The sequence below is a fragment of the Peribacillus simplex NBRC 15720 = DSM 1321 genome, from assembly GCF_002243645.1.
In the GTDB taxonomy this organism is placed as follows: Bacteria; Bacillota; Bacilli; order Bacillales; family DSM-1321; genus Peribacillus; species Peribacillus simplex.
The window spans coordinates 3756160-3775228 of the sequence record NZ_CP017704.1 but is presented as its reverse complement, the minus strand read 5'-3'; the positions used below and the strand labels follow the sequence as shown (position 1 = coordinate 3775228).

Below are 19069 nucleotides of genomic sequence, written 5' to 3'. Positions count from 1 at the left end.
GCTTCCCCTTTCCGTTTTACTTACCTGTATTTACTCATATTTTATTCATGCAATATCTATGCCAACGACAAGGGGAAATAAAATTCTTTTTTTATCTTGAAAATCATGATAGACTCTTACTCATTAACCTAAACCATATTTTTATAACCTTCCCTTTATATTTCCAATGGAGCTTACCTTGTGAAATATTCCCTGTTTACGACATAAAATGACAGACCTGGACCATTACATTTTTAATTGGAGGAATGTAATATGGTTAAAGATAAAGTGGCGATAATTACCGGCTCTGCTAGAGGAATAGGCTTTGAGATTGGAAAGATATTTGCTGAAAATGGCGCAAAGGTCGTTTTGTCCGACCTTGATCAAAACACAGTTGAAAAAGCTGCTTTAGACCTAAGGAACAAAGGCTTGGAAGTTATCGGCTTAAAAGCAGACGTGACCAGTGAAGAGGATATTATCCAACTAATCAAACAAGCTAAAGACAAATACGGACGAATAGATATTTTCATCAATAACGCAGGCCTTCAGCATGTTGCACCAATTGAAGAGTTTCCAACTGAAAAATTCGAACTGATGATCAAAATCATGCTGACCGCCCCATTCATTTCAATTAAGAACGTTTTGCCCATCATGAAAGAACAAGGCTTCGGCAGAATCATCAACATCTCTTCCATTAACGGTCTAATTGGATTTGCCAACAAAGCAGCGTACAATAGTGCCAAACACGGTGTAATCGGATTAACGAAAGTCGCCGCCTTGGAAAGCGCCTCTTTTGGCATAACCGTCAATGCCCTTTGCCCAGGATACGTAGACACACCTCTCGTCCGCGGTCAACTGGAGGATCTGGCTAAAACAAGACAAGTACCACTGGAAAGTGTTTTGGAAGAGGTCATCTATCCGCTTGTCCCGCAAAACCGCTTACTTGATGTAAGTGAAATTGCCGACTACGCCATTTTCCTCGCGAGCGACAAAGCACGGGGCATCACAGGCCAGGCAGTTGTGTTAGATGGCGGATATACAGCTCAATAAAAGGAAAATGCATCTGCAAAAACCCCGAATGAATGACACCAAAAATGGTGTTCTTTATTCGGGGTTTTCTGTTTGTAAGGAATAACATGACAGACGTTTTTCTAAGGTAAGAACGTGGAAAATTTTGGTGGCACAAAGAATTCCCCCATGTTACAGTAGTATAGGGATACCTCCCATTTTACAAATAAAAGGAGGCCTCGTCATGATTATTAAGTGGGTTAGACTGCGATAATTAACAGGCCAATCATGCTCCGGAAAGAATTTATTGATCTGCGCAATTAGATAATATTTAATACGGAGGTAAAAAACATGAATGAACGGATACTGAAAATAAATAAAGTGGATATATGTACAGAAAGTTTTGGAAACCCTAAGGACCCTGCTGTACTTTTGATCATGGGAGCGATGTCTTCATTAGACTGGTGGGATGAGGACTTCTGTCTCCGCCTGGCTGATCAAGGGAGGTTTATCATTCGGTACGATCATCGGGATTTGGGACGATCGACCGTTTATGAACCCGGTACCTCCAACTATACAATAACGGATATGGCTGACGATGCGGCGGGTGTCCTGGACGCTTATTCCATAGAACAGGCTTCTATCGTTGGAATGTCCCTAGGAGGTATGATCGGCCAGATTCTTGCCTTGAGATATCCGGAACGCGTAACTACGCTTACGCTAATTGCATCCAGTGTGTTCGGGACTGTAATGGAAACACTGCCTCCAATGGACCAAAGCATATTGGATCACCACGCAAAGAGTGCTTCCATGGATTGGTCAAATCGGGAGGCGGTCATCACTTTTCTTGCGGATGGATGGAAAACTTTAGCCGGTTCCAAACCTTATGAGCAGGAAAGAATGTATAAACTGGCAAAAAGAGAGGCGGACCGCGCCAAACAGCTACCGAGCAGATTTAATCATGCTATGCTGCAAGGCGGAGACGATTATTACGATAGAATGGGTGAGATCAGCGTACCTGTCCTCATTATTCATGGCACAGAAGATCCAGCCTTGCCATACGAGCACGGGCTTGCTCTTGCAAAAGCCATCCCTCATTCAGAATTAGTGACTCTTGATGGATCAGGGCATGAGATTCATAGTGAAGACTGGGATGAAATTATCGATTCAGTTATAAAGCTTACTTCGCGATAAATTAGTCATAAAAGAAGCCGACCAATAAAGGGTCGGCTTTTTTTATACATTTTTTAGCAGAAACCGCCATAACCTTGAACGGGGCTATAACCACCTTGACCTCCATCACCACCGAAACAAGCTGCTCCAACAATGATTAAGAGTATAAACAAAACGACTATAAAAGCGAAACCTCCACCAAATCCACCGATATCGTTACCACAACTTGATTCATGACCACAATTTGACAATAGAAACATCTCCTTATTTGTTTTAGGAGGAAATAATTAAATGGGTTAATTTAACTTATGTTCTATTTAGGATAATGACACAAAAATCACCGGAAACTTTTTCCAAACCACCCTCACGACCTGAAATTAACAGTTTAACAGCACAATTTTGCTGGTTGGAGATTTCATGTAGCTTCGCCTGACACAGCGTCGAACTGCCGGACACCTTATTCCTTATAATACGAACGCCCGTTAGATTAACAAGAATTTACTCATTGAAAATAATTATGTTTTAAAACATCTAATTCCTACTAACTTCAGCTTATTGTACAATGATGTTAAAAAGGTCCGAGGTATTTATGATAAAAGGGAATTCTTATATTCTTGTTTTCTCCGTGCTTGTTCTGTTGACAATAGTACTTGTTTCAACTACACCATTAATAATTAAAACTTTACTTGCTTTTATAACGATTGCGTTTGGATTTCCTGTCATTAGGAAACTTCTGTTTAAAGACAAATTCAGAAAAATTAAAGTGGCATTTTATTCATCATTGACCTTTACAATTGGATTATTTCTAGTCTCGATTTTTGAAGAACCATCCTTTAATTTAGATGGAGATTTCTTTCAGATTATTATTATTGTGCTTTTTTATAGTTTGATTGGAAATTTCTTATATGGCTTACCAGTCTCACTAATTGCTGAATTTATCTCAATGAAGTTTTTCATAATTCGTTTCTGGTTATCTGGATTAATACATATTGGTTTTGGATTGGCTACATACTTTATTGACCCAGGAGGTTTCTTTATCTTTGCGATTATTTGCTCCATAATCTTTTTTGCACTAGATGAAATCACTAAAGTATATTCGACTTCTTATTGACCTGACCTGCGCCGCTAGTTTCATAAGAAGCTCTGATCTTTAGCTAACCTGCCCAGTTTAGTTATATAAGCCTTATTGTAGAGTGACATAAACTATGTAGGCACAAAAAAATGAAAAGGATAAAAGAAATTAATCTCTTCTATCCTTTTCAAGTAGCTCAATCACTCTATCAATTTTTTGTTCTATGCTATTGGATTTGTTTGACCTTGTAAGGAGAGAACGAACAAAAAAGTAAACAGCAAAAATGATGCCAAACAACAAAACAAACATAATAAGTTGATATACTATATCACCGGTATTGAAACCCAAAGAACCCTACTCCCTTCCTTTTTTCGGATTAACTATAACTTATGTCTGCTGCACAGGACATAGAGTTGACAAAAACTATTCATATAGTTTTTTTGATATCACTTTTATTTCTTTATATATTTGTGTAAGTAATATTAGAATATGTATAGGGATCCCAACTGCAAGTCCCACCAATGGAGAATAAGGCCCAGCGAAAGTAAAGAGTGATACAAGTGTAATAGTTATATATACTGAGATAATCAATGTGGTCAATATAAATTTCTCCTTTTTTGGCTAATTATAACATATGTTTCTTACCTAGTTCGAAACACTTGCTTGAAAAGCTAACCTGCCCCGAAGACAAAAAAAGGCATACTTTCCCCCTTTACCAAGCCCAGCCGAATTAGAAAAAAAGTAAAATACACCTTGGGACATTATTAAAAGTTAACGGTTGAATTTCCCTCTATAAACCTCATAGATCTAAACTTTGGTATTGGAAACGAAACCTCGTATAGACGCCTAAAAAAAAGCCTAGGATTTCTTTGTTCACTTTCCGAAAAATCGAGCAAAGAAGCCCTTTTTGGGTTTATCTGTATTTTGGCAGGCACTGCTTTTCATTGTTTAGCTTTTGGATTCGTCCATTTCTTTCCCTCGTTCCATACTTCCTCTAATGCTAAATTATAAGCGTAAACCCTATAAATATTTACATTTAGTCTGGAAATATAAGTAACATGTCCAAGCAAATGCCTTATTTTATTAATACTATATTTTGTAACTACAACGAAAATACTTTTGGCAGTGCTTTAGTACTGTTCGATACTACACTCCATTTCATTTTCGAAAAAAAAAAGAGTTACAAGAAAGGATTGAGATTTTATGGGAAATTTTGGTAAGAATAATCCGATGCACAGCAACTGGGGTTCTGCATGTTCCGACAGCGACTGGGGTTTTGGGAATGATTCAAGATTCGGTAATGATTCAAGATTTGATCGTCATTCAAAATTTAAAAAACCATGTAAGGTTTGTAAGTCTCACGACGATTCTGCTTGCGATTGCAATTTTAAAGCTCCAGCTCGCCAACTCGCTGCACCATTAAACAGCGATTGTGTCCTAGTTAATTCCGTTGTAGGCTCAAAAACGGTACAAAAGGTTGCAGAAGCAACACTTCCATTTACCGCGTTTACTCCTCCAATACCAGCTGGATCCACTATTGTTTCGGTAGCTGTTACACCGAATCTAGCTGGTGTTACCCGTAATACGACAATCATTAGGGACAAAGTCGTTAACATCGGGTTAATTCCTGTATCTATTCTGGTAACATTTTTGGCACCAGGATCGACAACTCCTGCAACAGCTACACTTTCAACAAGTTTACCATTCCAGGAGCATACAGATTTTCCAGGTGCCTGCCCTGAGGATACAGTAATAGAACCCCCATTAGTGGTAGAAGGGATCTTTGCTCAACCAGGCGTTCCAGTCATCGGCACTACGGGACTTGTTACTACCAATGCTATTTTAGTCAAGATTGTACTACGCACTACAATTACAGTGACTCGACAAGTTATTGTAGATTCACATGGTGGTATTTGCGACGTAAATGAACGTCGTTGTGAAACTACAGCTACTCCACCAACTAGTACTCTTCCTGCTCCATAAATGACGGTGTTGAGTTAGTTTTTAGTCTTGACTAGCAAAGCCTTTCTAAATAAAGAAGGCTTTGCTTCTTTTATTTATATTATTTTATAAGGTAGAAAGGAGTGACATTTCTATGTCTTATCACGAGGATTGTTCTAAGAAAAATCGCTGCGATGAGGACCATCACAAGGATTGTTGTAAGAAAAAACGCTGCGATAATGACCATCACAAGGATTGTTGTAAGAAAAAGCGCTGCGATAATGACCATCACAAGGATTGTTGTAAGAAAAAACGCTGCGATAATGACCATCACAAGGATTGTTGTAAGAAGAATCGCTGCGATGAGGACCATCACCACGATTGGTGTAAGAAGAAACGCTGCGATAATGACCATCACAAGGATTGTTGTAAGAAGAATCGCTGCGATGAGGACCATCACCACGATTGGTGTAAGAAGAAACGCTGCGATGAGGACCATCACAAGGATTGTTGTAAGAAGAAACGCTGCGATGAGGACCATCACCACGATTGGTGTAAGAAGAAACGCTGCGATGAGGACCATCACAAGGATTGTTGTAAGAAAAAACACTGCGATGAGGACCATCACAAGGATTGTTGTAAGAAGAAACACTGTGAGGACCATCACAAGGATTGTTGTAAGAAAAAACGCTGCGATGAGGACCATCACCACGATTGGTGTAAGAAGAAACGCTGCGATGAGGACCATCACCACGATTGGTGTAAGAAGAAATGCTGCGATGAGGACCATCACCACGATTGGTGTAAGAAAAAACACTGCGATGAGGACCATCACCACGATTGGTGTAAGAAAAAACACTGCGATGAGGACCATCACCACGATTGGTGTAAGAAAAAACACTGCGATGAGGACCATCACCACGATTGGTGTAAGAAAAAACACTGCGATGAGGACCATCACCACGATTGGTGTAAGAAAAAACACTGCGATGAGGACCATCACCACGATTGGTAGTTTGTTAAATGGAAAGTACTTTGATGCCGTACTTGATCAAAGTACTTTTTTAGTTCCCAAAAGATGAGTTATGTTAACATCTCATGTATCGCGTACTCATTCTGTTCTCCTTAGACTGACCTCTCTAATTCAACTATCCTTCTTTTAAACTCTTCGTTTATCACATTTTCTGAAACAAATACATACCCATCGTGAGTCTAATTCTGCTCAACCTTTTTAAATAACCTTTTAAATTCCTAAAGCAAGTTGTTCCCGCCCATCTTAAGAAAATATGATTTATTGATTCGACTTGCTTCTTCAACTATCCTGCCCCTTTAGTCTTCAAGAGAATCAAAAATATCCTTTATCAGAGTGATCTTTGAAAAAAAGTAATAATTTTACACATTTATGTTGGAACATTTGTTCTATTCATGTTATTCTTATAAAAACAAATAAAAAGATCAAATCGCTGCAAAAGATTTGATCCGTAATTATAATTAAAGGTCGGTTGTATCCGCGGGCCTTACACGGTTGTACCGCTGAGCCGAGCAATTTGCTAATCTTTAGGGTGCCGGTTATAAAGACAGCTCCGAACTTCAGCTAAAGCACCCTTTAGTTCATTAAGAACCGATTATTTATAACAATTACAGCTATTAATCAACCATTACTCCCCATCCATCTGTTTGCCCACCATAAGGTTTAATTAGTCCATTAAGTCGTTTTTGTATATCAATAATGTCTTCGTAATTTAAAAGCATTTTTGTAAAACAATAACAAGTCCACTCTTCTGTTTCATCATCTTGTTCTAATTCACAAATTAGCCCGTCATCTCTTAATGATTTTAATACAGCTTCACCACTCTTTTTATCTGGAACCGCAATAAAAAAATCTACATCTTGTGGTTCAGTAAATTTAACACTTGTCCATCTTCATCGTTAGGGAATTTTTCAGAAAATAATTTCATTATTTATCATCTCCATCATTCTTGAGTAGTGAATTAGTTCTTCTTGATATCTTACCATTTCACTTTACCTAACAGCCCAATTTAGTGGAACAAAAAAAGGCTGCCGCAGCAACCCCTGATATTTAAAGTAAAGCGTTAAACAAGGTTAGTGCATATTCTCGGCAATCTTTTTCAGTGCCTTTGCACGAGAAACGATAAATTCTCTCATATACTTCTCTAAAAACAACTTATCAGCTAAAACTCCAATTGGACCTAACGGTGACTTATATTGAAATTTATCTATCATTATAGTTCCACCTTGTTTTTCTATAAACTGATGTGTGTGTACGAAGGAATGGAAAGCTCCCTTCACCATAATATCTACAAACTTATTTGGTTTTTCCATGAATGTCACTTGGCTTTCAGCCTTTGTTTAATACCAAAGTGAATGGCTTCCCAAGTTACAGTATCTCCCTTCTAATAGCCCTTCTGTCACACCATCAACAGTAATTTCCTTTGTTTTCGCTGTCGTTTTGGTATGGATATCCACGCTCCTCTTAATGTCAAAACATAATTCAACTGGTGCTTTAATAAATTGTTGATATTCAATAACAGGCATTTCCCAATCTCCTTATAAGCACTTTCTAACCATCATTATAGCTCGTTATAGCAAATATTACCTAACCCGTTTCCATTAACCTGCCCTGTTTGTTCCATAAGAAAAAGCTGCCTTAAGACAGCTCTTTGGATAAATCTTTCGCCTACTATACTTACTTTTTCAAAACGGGGATCCATATTTCACTTCTAAATGTTGGTGAAGTTATATCTTTATTTTCGTTCCAAAGGATTTCTGGCCCTTCTCTTTGTTCATAGTTAGAGGATGGAAACCATTCGGAATAAATACGTCCCCATACATTTTGCAGTGTTTCTGGAAAGGGTCCGACTGCTTCGAATACCGCCCATGTAGACGCATCAACTTTCAGCTGCGTTAAGTTATCTGGACATTCCCTCGTTGTTGCTGCGCCGATATAATGATCAAGCTCCCCTTTTTCCTCCAACCGGCCTTCGGAAAAGTTCGCAGATGCACTAAGCAGCCCTAATGGCTCGACATTCGATAGGTTTTTAAGTTCATTTATCGTTTTCTCGTCTAAACTTTTCCACATAGATGCAATCTCTGGATTAACCCCGTTAAAAATGATTGGAACTCTTTTTTTAATTCCAATTATGTGAAATGCCTCTTTTTCTTCAATTCGATAGTTCATTTCACTGCCTCCTTTAATGGATAATTGGAAGGACATCGGTGGATAGGCTTTAAGTGAATGGCCATTACTTCTCGCTTCTGACGGTGTGATTCCATGCAAATGTTGAAACGCTCTTGCAAAAGAGTCAGGTGAGCTGTACCCGTACTTTATCGCTATATCAATGACCTTTATGTTGTTATCCTTTAGCTCAAACGCTGCAAGTGTAAGTCGTCTTCGGCGGATATACTCGGAAAGTGAAATACCTGCAAGGAAGGAAAACATCCTTTTAAAATGATATTCCGAGCAATAAGCTAGCCTTGCAACTTCTTTAAAGTCAATTTCGTTCGTAAGATTTTCTTCAATGAATTTAATGGCACCATTCATATTTTTTAGCAAATCCATTCAATGACCTCCCTTATATCAACAGAATAGCAGGAGTCGAAACTAATCATCCGACATTCTGTGCACGATTATGCAGGGTCTAATCCCTTTCGCACCTGTTAATGAAAATAACCTTATTGTTGAAATGGGGATTTACTGACTTTTTGCATAAATAGCTCTGGTTTATCAATATGATTAAAACCGTATTTTTTATATAATGAATGTGCATCATTAGTTGCTAACATAAACCTGCGAACCCCTTCAAGTTCGGAATGGTTGGTGATAACATCCATTAACCATTTTGATAATCCTAATTTACGATAGTCAGGTAATATAAACACATCGCAAAGATATGCATGGGTTGCTAAATCCGTTATTACCCTTGCAAATCCTACTTGTTCACTACCTTCATTACCTATTTCACCCTTATAAACCCCAAAACATAAGGTCGTATTTTCAATTGACTTTATTACTGTTTCCTTGGGTATTCCCTTTGACCAGTAAGCTTCTTGATTCAAAAAATTATGTATTAAATCTACATCTAAATACTTTTTATTAGTAGAAATCGAAAATCCTTTAATATACATTTTACATCCCCCTAAATTTTTTTAATTTTCTGTAATTATATCAACTGATTTTATCTTTTGAACTAGCCTGCTGCGTTAATCAAAATAATTAAAAGCTGCCTTAAATATAACTCGATCTTCGGCTAACGCACCAGTTAGTTAAGTAAGGGTTTAAGGGATTCTTGGAAGAATTTTAATTACAACAAGTATATCTAAGTAATTCGGAACAAATATTAAATATGTTGCAAATTCAAAGGAGGTGGCTAAAATGAACGCACAACGAGCAGAAGAAATTGCTTCTTCACCAAATATGGTTAATGTAACCTATAATCAGGAAAGTATCTACATTGAGCACGTGGACGAACAAAATGGAACAGCTACAATCCATCCCCTTGATGATCCCAATAAAAAACAAAGTGTTTCTGTAACCAGCTTACAAGAACAGTAATTTCCTCAATTCAATAATAAACCTCCACTTTCGGGTGGTGGTTTATTGTTCAGTTAATTCAAATACCATCTTTTTAATTAATCTCTCCCCTTGTTGAACTATCCTGCCCCGATAGTTCCATAAGAAAAGCTGTCTTAAAGACAGCTCCGTTCTTCAGCTAACGCACCCGTTAGTAGAATAAGGGTTAATGATTTTTATTTGCATACATTCTTGCCATTGTCGAAGGTGAAAATTTAATTCTATATTTCCCTTCAAGTTCTTTCTTTATTTTTTCTGTTAAATTTAATCCTTGTTTATTGTGTTCTTCTTCAAGTTCAATCCCATTAGGAAGCAACTTATCTTCATCCCAATCAATCCATTCACCATACATATTTACCCATTCAATCAATTCTCTTATTAACTTATTTGAAATCGGAATGTCCTCTATATCCAAGTTACAACCACATTGATTGCACCAAATAGGGTCCGCCCCAACATCACCTTCAACTTTTAACTCATTTATTTCTTTTTGTTCACAAAAACATTCCATATTATTTTCTGACTCCTCTACTACACGCTTTTTTATTATATTTTTCATTACTTTTTGTTAAACTAAACTGCCCCTTTAGTTCCATAAGAAAAGAGCTGCCTTAAAGACAGCTTCAATCTTCGGCTAACGCGCCCGTTAGTTCATTAAGAAAAGCGATTCTTATTAAAGAATCGCGCCCTATTGTTGAAGATTGATTAATTTAATTCAACTGGTGTTTATTGCAGAACTTTCATAAAGTGTCATATCAGCAAAAAAAGGTTGGATATCTAAAAAAGCACCTAACCTTTTTTGTTACCATAACGAGTGTTATAGGCCCAGTGACAGGGTTCTTGCTCTAATTCGTCAGATAGTTTCCAATTACTAGAAAATAGTTCTTGCTAGTATCATGTAATTCACACCTCTGCAGCATGCATAAGTTCGTATATTTTGCGAGTTGTATTTACATTCCTGATTGTTATTTGTTGATATGGCTTTGAACCAACGAGTTTAGCCATACCGGATTTGGTAATTTTTTTTTTATCAACCGACCATAGAATGGCTCCAGGAACGTATTTCACCGTATCAATTTCTGGTTTGATGACCAGCTTATTAAGCACTGACTCATCATCAATTTCGTCCCATAAAAACAGCACATCGCTTCTCATCTGTTGGTCGTTCGTCCAAGACTCTGGAAGGGAGTGTATGACTTTTTTAACATCATCAAAACTACGGACTAAAACTTTGATTTGTAATCCGAAGTTTGTATGTATAGCCTCTTCTAAAATATGGGATATTGTTGTTTTTGATTGGCCATTCACTGTGAAAATAATATTACCTGAATTGATATATGTAACTACAGAGCTCATACCCACTCGTTCAAAAACTTGTTTAAGCAACTTCATGTTAATTTTATTTTTCCCACCAACATTGATTCCCCTAAGCAGTGCGACATAGACCATGATAATCCTCCTATTAGTTTGCATTTTATATAAAACATTTGACGGATTAGAGCAAGAACTCTGTCACTGGGCCTTATAGACAGTTTTTATTTTGTCATATTTTATTTTTTAAATTTCTTAGATTCTCCATATCTCCATTTACTATCACATCAATATGAGCAGAAATGATATCAATATCTAAATCCCACCATTTAATTTCCAGCAATTCGTTAATGATTTCTTCTGAGAAACGGGTATTAAGTTTCTTTGCAGGATTTCCTCCAACGATAGTGTAAGGTTCCACATCTTTTGTAATAACCGATTTGGCTGCTACAATTGCACCATCCCCTATTTTTATTCCAGGCATAATGACAGTATCCATTCCAATCCAAACATCATTTCCAATTATGGTATCACCTTTAAACGGCAACTGATCTAACGTTGGCGTATATTTCTCCCAACCGTGTCCGAAAATATTGAATGGGTAGGTTGAAAAACCATCCATTCTATGATTAGCTCCATTCATAATAAACGTTACACCAGGTGCTATGGCACAAAATTTCCCTACGACAAGTCGGTCACCGAAAAATTCGTAGTGATATAACACTTGATCTTCAAAAGATTCACCATTTTTTGCATCGTAATATGAATATTCACCCACAATAATGTTTGGTCTAGTAATTGTATTTTTTATAAATTGCACGACCCGATTTCCTTTAATCGGATATTTATCTTTAGGATTTGGCCCTTGTTGCTTATTTGATTCCATGGATATCCACTGCCTTTCTTTCAGGAATTTTTTAATAAACTTAGCCGACCTATTTTATTACATTCCTCAGCGAACCAAATGGCACCATCAGGTCCTAATACAATTCCATGTGGCTCCGCATTTTGTGTAGGAATTAGATACTCCGTAATTTTACCTTGCATTGTAATTCGGCCAATTTGATTACTTCCCCATTCAGTGAACCATAAAGCACGGTCAGGCCCTGTTACTATTGCGTGTGGACGAGCATTTGCAGTAGGGATGGTATATTCACTTATTATTCCAGAGGTAGTTATTCTACCGATTTTATTTTCGTTAATTTCCACAAACCAAAGTGCATCGTCCGGTCCACTTGTAATACCTACAGGACCAGCATGTTTTGTTGGCAAAATGTAATTAGTCACTTCTCCGAGCATCGTAATCCGACCAATTTGATTACTCTGATTCTCAGTAAACCAGATGGCACCGTCAGGTCCAGCAACAATAAAAGAGGGATAGGAGCCAGGATTCGGTATCTCATACTGAATAATTTCACCTGATGGTAAAATTCGCCCTATTCTATTTCCATTCATTTCGGTAAACCAAATGTCTCCATTGTGTCCTTCAGTTATTCCAAAAGGTGCTGAATTTGGACTCGGGAGAGTATATTCGATGATTTCACCTGTTACTTTCAGTTTTCCAATTTTATTCGCCCTATTTTCCGTAAACCATACATCACCCTGAGTTGTGGAGATTATAGATAGCACACCTGCATTGGGTGTAGGAACAACGAAATGAGTGACTTCACCGTTAACAGTCATTCGACCAATTTGATTTGCTTTATGTTGTGTAAACCATAGCGCACCATCTTTTCCAGCAGTTATTCCATAAGGGCCTGAATCTATGTCAAGAAGTTCGTATTCGTCAATTTTTATCCCCACTATAATCCTCCTTCCTCTTGTATAAAGTTCTTCTAGTAATTCGTTATAAAATGATTGAATTCCTGCGAAAAAGGTCTTGCATACTCTATTCATATTAAGTTAACATAATTAATCTAACAGAAGTTTCCCCTCACAAACCCCCTTGGGCGCCAAGAACCTGTCACAATTTATTATTTTTTCAGGATTTTATCATTGTTAAATCAACGTTTGTGCACACTCGCGCACCTGGTATCCGTATAAAAAAGTGGGATTTTATGCAACTTCTTATTCAAGAAAATGGCCCGATTGCGGAACAAAAAAAATCCTTCATATCAATACAGGACTTTTGATCAAACTTTATCTCCCAACAACTGCCCACTCCAAGAAGTATGAAACTATCACACCAAAAAGAACATATAAAAAACTGTGTTAATCAAAATATTCAACCTTCGTTCTTTATTTAACGTACATTATAAATTCTATTTCAAATGCAGTATTCCTTGTTGAACTAACCTGCCCCTTTCGTATTATAAGGTCAGCCAGAAAATATTTCTGGTTGACCATTTTTTATATGGTTTTATTATAACGGTAGCCGGGGCAAAACGTACCTGCTCGTGGGGATAGACCCCGTCAACTAAACAGTTTGCCCCCTACTTGTAGAAACATGATTAGGCTGGTTGGGACGTAGATCTCGTATAACAAGCGAAGCTGTGACACTGCAAGGAGAAATAGGGGTACCGGTAATCCACTAGATTAGGAGGAGATTTAGAATGAATCCAGTCGTTGGTCTGGATATTTCAAAAGGGGAAAGTCAGGTTCAAGCATTTTTGGATAAGGGGAAACCTTATCAAAAGAGTTTTAAAATAACTCATACTGTTGAGGGGCTTAATTTACTTGTAGCGTTTCTTGAGGATGTAAAGAAAGTGTCTGGTCAGAAGCCTTCAGTCGTTTTAGAAGCCACTGGACATTATCAAACTCCAGTCGTTCATTACTTGGAAGAACGAGGATATTTATTGATTATCATTAATCCATTGATTTCATATAAGGCAAGAGGATCAAGCTTAAGAAAGGTAAAAACAGATGCCATTGATGCCTATCTTCTCTGTGAGTTGTTTTATAAAGAAGAGTTAGAGCCATATAAAAAGCGTGGAGTCCAGTTATTGAACCTTCGTAATCTCACAAGACAACATGAAAACATAACTGGCGTTATGATTCAAACAAAGCTTCAATTTCAGGCAGTGCTTGAACAAGTGTTTCCTGAATATAAAGGAGTTTTTGGAGATTTATATTCTGTGGTGTCACTCTTAACTCTTTCAGAGTTTCCCTCTTCAGAGGACATTTTGAAGGCAAGTGAAGAAGCAATTACAGCAAGGATATTTGAGTTATGCAAGAGTAGATCAATTAAATGGGCAAATGAAAAAGCGATTCAGCTTAAAGCTGCGGCAGCTCGTAACCCTTTTGAAAAGACAGTCTATCAGAGTCATATTTTAAGCCTTGGTATGTATATAAATATTCTTCTTCAGTACAAAGAGCATCTATCAAAGTTAGAGGCAGAGATAGACGCCCTCGCTAAAGAAATTGAAGAATATACGATCCTCAAATCTATCCCAGGTATCGGAGAAAAGATCGCGGCAACGATTATTTCTGAAATTGGTGAGATAGATCGATTTAATAATCCTAAAAAACTTGTAGCTTTCTCTGGAGTTGATCCTAGTGTATTCGAATCCGGTAAGTTTACAGCTACCAAAAATAGAATCACTAAAAGAGGTTCTAGCAGACTTCGACATGCCTTATATATGGCGGTTCGTTGTGCTATTCGTGATTGCCGGAAGTCTAAGACAACTGATGAAATTATCCCTCGAAATAAGAAGCTACGCGTGTTTTATGACAAGAAACGCGAGGAAGGAAAGCCTTATAAGGTAGCCGTCATAGCCTGTGTAAATAAGCTCTTACACTGGATTTTCGCTCTATTAAAGAACAAAATGACTTTCCAAGATATTGTTTAAAATTTATATTTAACTAAAAAGAACAAAACCTTCCAAATGAGAGTCTGAAGGAAGGTTATTTGGTATGCCTATTATTAGTATATCACGTATGTTTTTATCTTTTTATTGAAAAATGTTGACAAACTATTAGCTGGTTTAGTTCCATACAAAAAAGGCTGCCTCAGCAACCTCCTTATGGAAGTAAAGCACCCGTTAGTTAAACAAGGTTAGAGCATATTCTCGGCAATCTTTTTCAGTGCCTTTGCACGAGAAATGATAAATGCTCTCATGTACTTCTCCAAAAACAACTTATCAGCTAAAACTCCAACGGGACCAAACGGTGACTTATATTGAAATTTATCTATCATTATAGTTCCGCCTGGTTCTTCTATAAACTGATGTGTGTGAACAAAAGAATGGAAGGCTCCCTTCACCATAATATCTACAAACTTATTTGGTTTTTCCATGAATGTCACTTGGGCTTTCAGCCTTTGTTTAATACCAAAGTGAATGGCTTCCCAAGTAACAGTATCTCCCGCCTCTAATAGCCCTTCTGTCACACCATCAACAGCGATTTCCTTTGTTTTAGCTGTCGTTTTGGTATGAATATCCACGCTCCTCTTAATGTCAAAACATAATTCAACTGGTGCTTTAATAAATTGTTGATACTCAATAACAGGCATTTCTTATTCCCCTTTTATAAGCACTTTCTAACACCCACATTATAGTTCGTTGAGGCCATTATTACCTAGCCCTTATTCAACTAAACTGCCCCGATAGTTCCATAAGAAAAAGCTGTCTTTAAGACAGCTCTGTTCTCCAGCTAACGCACCCGTTAGCTTAAGTACAATAATTCACAATCTTACTTTTTTAGATAAAAACTATTACTAAAAGTTTTATATTGTATAAATATTTTAAATATGTAAAAAAGCTTACTCAAAGAGTAAGCTTAACCTCTATAAACACTATCACATGTTCCAGGTTTTGGTTCATAAAAACAATGGTCTTTAAATTGACCAGTATGAGGTTGATCATACCATGTTGGAGGGCATGGAGCATATGGATTAAAATACCAAAGAGCATATCTAGCCGGATGCTGTCTCCAGTGCTTCAAATTCTGTTCTGCTAATCTTCTTTCAATACCTCTCGCTCTTTGATAAAATACATTCCCTTTTTGAACAGCTTCAAAAGAATAATTTCCTCCTTGTACTTGATAAATGACTTGTGGAATTGTTCTTAAACCTTTAAAGTCTAAACAATTAGCTACAAGACGATTCACAATTACATTTCCAACATATAACATTCCTTGTTTTCCTTCACCTTCGGCTTCTGCTCTCATCATCCTTGCCATTAAGTCAACGTCTGAACTTGTGTATTTTGCTCTTGTCATTTTTCCACCCCAAAAATATTGTATGAAAAATAGCCTACAGTCATGTCATTATTTATGTAATATAAATGCTTAGTTATAATAACTTACAGCTTTTAAGTAAAATGAAAACTATTGCATTCTTTTTTCCCTTTAATTCAACTAACCTGCCTCGTTAGTTCCGTAAGAAAAAGGTTGCCGCAGCAACCCTGAAGTAAAGCACCCGTTAGTTCACTAAGAAAAGCGATTCTTATTAAAGAATCGCGCCCGATTGAAGAAGATCGTTACTAAAGGTCAAAAAACGAATTCCTTTGGGCTAAGCAATCTTTTACTAACAGAGAAAAACCTTTAATAGTATTACTTATATTTTTCATTTTCCAAGATAATCACTTTTTCCCCATGCGCTGCTTTCCCAATTTGTTTCGTATTTTCAACCAGCCGAAAAATATTATCACAGCATTGTTTGGTACCTATAAGCAATAATGGTACACCTATAAAATCAATTTTTAATGCTCTTGATAAATACCCCCCTATAGACATAGCAATAGGTACAGTTGGTGATGTATTGGAGAATACTATTTTTTCGTTAAAATGAAATTTCTCTTCTAGTAGTAAAGTCAATTCTTTTAATGCCGGAACAACAAGTTTCTCTCTTTTATGTCCAATTGTATAAACTGAGTTGCCCTCTTCATCGGTCCCGCGAAAAATTAGCTTTCCAAAATCTTCTTTCGTTAATTTATTGAAATATTTTACATTTAATATTTCTTCCGAAGTTAGTTTTCTTTCCGATTGAGGTAATTGTTTTAAATGATATGCGGCAGCCAAAGACGTGGTATGAGTACCCCCATAATCATTATAGATATACATCATGAAATCATCCCTAATAGTTTTATTTAACACTATTATGGGCATATACTCCATTTCCAATTCTGTTGATTATTTTTAGCTTTTATTATTCTCTATGTGGCAAATGCGCCATACTCTCCAAACTACCCCGTCAGTTTCATAAATAGAATACATTTACCCCATATAATTCAGGGAAATATATCGAATTTAGTCATATTCTCTTGATTCACATAATTAAGTTGTCCTATCCATAAACACGACCTTTTTGCGGTATAAGAATATTCCTGTCCTGGAATTATCAAGACCTAAATCATAAAAATCGTTAAAAAAATAAAAAGTACACCTATTAGTCAAGTATAATAAGTGCACTCTTTTATTGTTTTTATTATTTTTAAGCTCCCCTTTAGTGTCTAGGGTATGTATAAGGCAGCAACGCTTCTGATTCCATGCGGTGATTTTTTTAGTAAAAATGACGAAGCCTCCCCATCCTTGAGATGGGACATAAAATTTAGTAGCTCATCATCGATTGTTTCTTTTTTAATCGAGGCAGGCAATACTGTGTTCCTGACATCAGCGACCGTTTTAAGGTCAAAGGATTCTATTGCTTCCCCTTCTTGGTTCATGATTGAGAGAATTCCATCATTACTCGTTTTTAGACTAGGTTGATCACTAATTAAATGAGTATAGAATAAATCTTCGTTCAGCGTGTAGGTATTAGAGTAGTCCGCTGAATAAAGTTTGCTTTTTTTATCAATTTTGCCTGATTTAAAGTTTTCAAAGCCATAGTTGAATAAAAGCTCAGTATCAGAGTAGGCAACTTTGTCTGAAGGAGCTTTTAGAGTGACGGCAATCAAGTCCTGTTCTCCTCTAGTAGCAGTAGAAATCAGGGTGTAGCCGGATTGACTGACGAAACCGGTTTTCCCGCCGGTTATTCCCTTATAGGGGAGTTCGCCTTTTAACATTTTATGATGGGTAATTAGAGTTGTGTCCCATGTTTCCACTTCCCATGGTAAATTCTTCTTCCCAAAATACTCACGGAAAGTTTCATTTTTCATTGCATATTGGGTAATTTTTGCAAGGTCACTGGCTGTAGTTACATGGTCTTTGTCAAACAATCCATGGGGGTTTGTAAAATGAGTATCGGAGATGTTTACTTCTTTTCTTAAAAACTCATTCAAATCTTCCATAAACAGTTTTTCACTGCCAGACATATGCTCGGCAATTGCGATGGCTGCATCATTTCCGGAGTTGATTAGCATTCCTGCAATTAATTTGGAAAGCTCTATTTCCTCCCCAGGTTCAATGAATACCGAAGACCCGTCTGCCTCCGCTGCTTTTTTGCTTACAGTCACTAGTTCGTTCGGATCGCCGTGTTCTATAGCATATATAGCAGTGGCAATTTTCGTTAGACTGGCTGGATACATACTTTTTTTCATATTTTTTTCGTATAATACGTTCCCACTTTTCGCATCAATAATGATCCCGGCTTCACTATTGAGTGGTAAGTCAGATTCTGCACTTACAGTCGTAGAGGCGAAGGGGATTAAAGCCAAAATGAAGATGAAGAAAAACTTTTTCATATGCCGCTCCTTTAATGATAGTAAAATCCTATATAGCCATAATAAAATAAATCTGAAAGTATAGAGATGTTTTATTGAAAGTGAAATACAAAAGTAATTACCCCTTAATAATTTTGGAAACATTTCGGTTAATGACCTTCATTTTATTTCCTGAAATAACTTTATAAGGGGCATTGCCCTGTTAGTGGGAGGCTCCATTTCATTTAAATAAAAAAAGATTCCCCTGTTAAAAAGATAGTATTTTTGTAAATCACCAAATTAGGGTATCTGTGTGTTTTTTTATCTTGATGGCGATGGGTCCACCTCCATGACAATATCTTTTCATGAAAAAACCCTTCAAACTGAAGGGCTAGTTACTTTTTAGGATTACATCACTTATATGAAATATTCATGTTCATGTATTTTGGACCTGAATTTTTTGGACAGTTTACTTCA

The 19069-nt window shown here is 36.9% G+C and carries 20 protein-coding genes and 1 pseudogene; 7 read left to right on the top strand and 14 right to left on the bottom strand.

The features are described from left to right. The first annotated feature begins 252 nt into the window (after positions 1–252). Both BS1321_RS18245 and mle read left to right on the top strand, forming a co-directional pair. Complete coding sequence (locus BS1321_RS18245) at positions 253–1029, top strand: 3-hydroxybutyrate dehydrogenase (RefSeq protein WP_061464627.1); 777 nt, start codon at positions 253–255, stop codon at positions 1027–1029. A 309-nt stretch (positions 1030–1338) separates the two neighbouring features. Continuing rightward, positions 1339–2181, top strand: a complete 843-nt coding sequence (gene mle, locus BS1321_RS18240; protein WP_063232433.1) for a CBF family alpha/beta fold macrolide esterase — start codon at positions 1339–1341, stop codon at positions 2179–2181. Between the two features lie 53 nt (positions 2182–2234). On the opposite strand, the gene BS1321_RS28570 is transcribed toward mle, so the two are convergent. Next, entirely contained in the window at positions 2235–2411 is a 177-nt protein-coding gene (locus tag BS1321_RS28570) for a YjcZ family sporulation protein (protein WP_269467085.1), read from the bottom strand. 338 nt (positions 2412–2749) lie between these two features. Here BS1321_RS28570 and BS1321_RS18230 point away from each other — a divergent pair, with 338 nt between their 5' ends. Further along, positions 2750–3271, top strand: coding sequence for a hypothetical protein (locus tag BS1321_RS18230; protein ID WP_063232431.1), 522 nt, complete (start codon positions 2750–2752; stop codon positions 3269–3271). A gap of 129 nt (positions 3272–3400) precedes the next feature. Here the strand turns inward: BS1321_RS18230 and BS1321_RS18225 are convergent, their stop codons facing one another. Further along, a complete protein-coding gene (locus BS1321_RS18225) occupies positions 3401–3541 on the bottom strand; it encodes a DUF4083 family protein (protein WP_081112878.1) in 141 nt (46 codons plus the stop codon). Between the two features lie 894 nt (positions 3542–4435). Here BS1321_RS18225 and BS1321_RS18220 point away from each other — a divergent pair. Continuing rightward, positions 4436–5215: a hypothetical protein gene (locus BS1321_RS18220; protein ID WP_063232429.1), complete on the top strand. Its 780-nt coding sequence runs from the start codon at positions 4436–4438 to the stop codon at positions 5213–5215. A gap of 101 nt (positions 5216–5316) precedes the next feature. After that, entirely contained in the window at positions 5317–6255 is a 939-nt protein-coding gene (locus BS1321_RS27595) for a hypothetical protein (protein ID WP_157732819.1), read from the top strand. A gap of 565 nt (positions 6256–6820) precedes the next feature. On the opposite strand, the gene BS1321_RS18210 is transcribed toward BS1321_RS27595, so the two are convergent. The 4 genes and pseudogenes from BS1321_RS18210 to BS1321_RS18195 form a co-directional block, all read right to left on the bottom strand. Then, the gene (locus tag BS1321_RS18210; protein WP_375781415.1) at positions 6821–7048 is read right to left on the bottom strand and encodes a ribonuclease E inhibitor RraB; all 228 of its coding nucleotides are present in this window, start codon (positions 7046–7048) and stop codon (positions 6821–6823) included. Positions 7049–7276: 228 nt separating this feature from the next. Beyond that, positions 7277–7729, bottom strand: a pseudogene (locus tag BS1321_RS18205) (SRPBCC family protein). Between the two features lie 151 nt (positions 7730–7880). After that, on the bottom strand, positions 7881–8753 hold the full coding sequence (locus tag BS1321_RS18200; RefSeq protein ID WP_063236540.1) for an AraC family transcriptional regulator: 873 nt from the start codon (positions 8751–8753) through the stop codon (positions 7881–7883). 113 nt (positions 8754–8866) lie between these two features. Beyond that, positions 8867–9319: a GNAT family N-acetyltransferase gene (locus tag BS1321_RS18195; protein WP_063236541.1), complete on the bottom strand. Its 453-nt coding sequence runs from the start codon at positions 9317–9319 to the stop codon at positions 8867–8869. A 247-nt stretch (positions 9320–9566) separates the two neighbouring features. On the opposite strand from BS1321_RS18195, the gene BS1321_RS18190 reads away from it, so the two are divergent. Beyond that, a complete protein-coding gene (locus BS1321_RS18190; protein WP_063236542.1) occupies positions 9567–9746 on the top strand; it encodes a small acid-soluble spore protein H in 180 nt (59 codons plus the stop codon). 184 nt (positions 9747–9930) lie between these two features. Here the strand turns inward: BS1321_RS18190 and BS1321_RS18185 are convergent, their stop codons facing one another. From BS1321_RS18185 to BS1321_RS18170, 4 genes are all read right to left on the bottom strand, one after another. After that, entirely contained in the window at positions 9931–10323 is a 393-nt protein-coding gene (locus tag BS1321_RS18185; RefSeq protein ID WP_326151187.1) for a hypothetical protein, read from the bottom strand. Positions 10324–10667: 344 nt separating this feature from the next. Then, entirely contained in the window at positions 10668–11213 is a 546-nt protein-coding gene (locus tag BS1321_RS18180; protein WP_063236563.1) for a DUF1697 domain-containing protein, read from the bottom strand. A gap of 94 nt (positions 11214–11307) precedes the next feature. Beyond that, positions 11308–11961, bottom strand: coding sequence for a Vat family streptogramin A O-acetyltransferase (locus BS1321_RS18175; RefSeq protein ID WP_063236564.1), 654 nt, complete (start codon positions 11959–11961; stop codon positions 11308–11310). A gap of 20 nt (positions 11962–11981) precedes the next feature. Continuing rightward, on the bottom strand, positions 11982–12878 hold the full coding sequence (locus BS1321_RS18170; protein WP_063236565.1) for a Vgb family protein: 897 nt from the start codon (positions 12876–12878) through the stop codon (positions 11982–11984). A gap of 749 nt (positions 12879–13627) precedes the next feature. Between BS1321_RS18170 and BS1321_RS18165 the strand changes: the two genes are divergently transcribed. Next, entirely contained in the window at positions 13628–14863 is a 1236-nt protein-coding gene (locus tag BS1321_RS18165) for an IS110 family RNA-guided transposase (protein WP_094246592.1), read from the top strand. A gap of 206 nt (positions 14864–15069) precedes the next feature. Here BS1321_RS18165 and BS1321_RS18160 read toward each other — a convergent pair whose 3' ends face one another. The 4 genes from BS1321_RS18160 to BS1321_RS18145 all read right to left on the bottom strand — a co-directional run bounded on the left by BS1321_RS18160 (position 15070) and on the right by BS1321_RS18145 (position 18634). Then, complete coding sequence (locus BS1321_RS18160; RefSeq protein ID WP_063235175.1) at positions 15070–15525, bottom strand: SRPBCC family protein; 456 nt, start codon at positions 15523–15525, stop codon at positions 15070–15072. A 266-nt stretch (positions 15526–15791) separates the two neighbouring features. Continuing rightward, the gene (locus BS1321_RS18155) at positions 15792–16232 is read right to left on the bottom strand and encodes a cell wall hydrolase (RefSeq protein WP_034310898.1); all 441 of its coding nucleotides are present in this window, start codon (positions 16230–16232) and stop codon (positions 15792–15794) included. A gap of 333 nt (positions 16233–16565) precedes the next feature. Further along, the gene (locus BS1321_RS18150; protein WP_063235180.1) at positions 16566–17078 is read right to left on the bottom strand and encodes a DUF3189 family protein; all 513 of its coding nucleotides are present in this window, start codon (positions 17076–17078) and stop codon (positions 16566–16568) included. Between the two features lie 386 nt (positions 17079–17464). Beyond that, complete coding sequence (locus BS1321_RS18145) at positions 17465–18634, bottom strand: D-alanyl-D-alanine carboxypeptidase family protein (protein ID WP_063235176.1); 1170 nt, start codon at positions 18632–18634, stop codon at positions 17465–17467. Between the last annotated feature and the right edge of the window lie 435 nt (positions 18635–19069).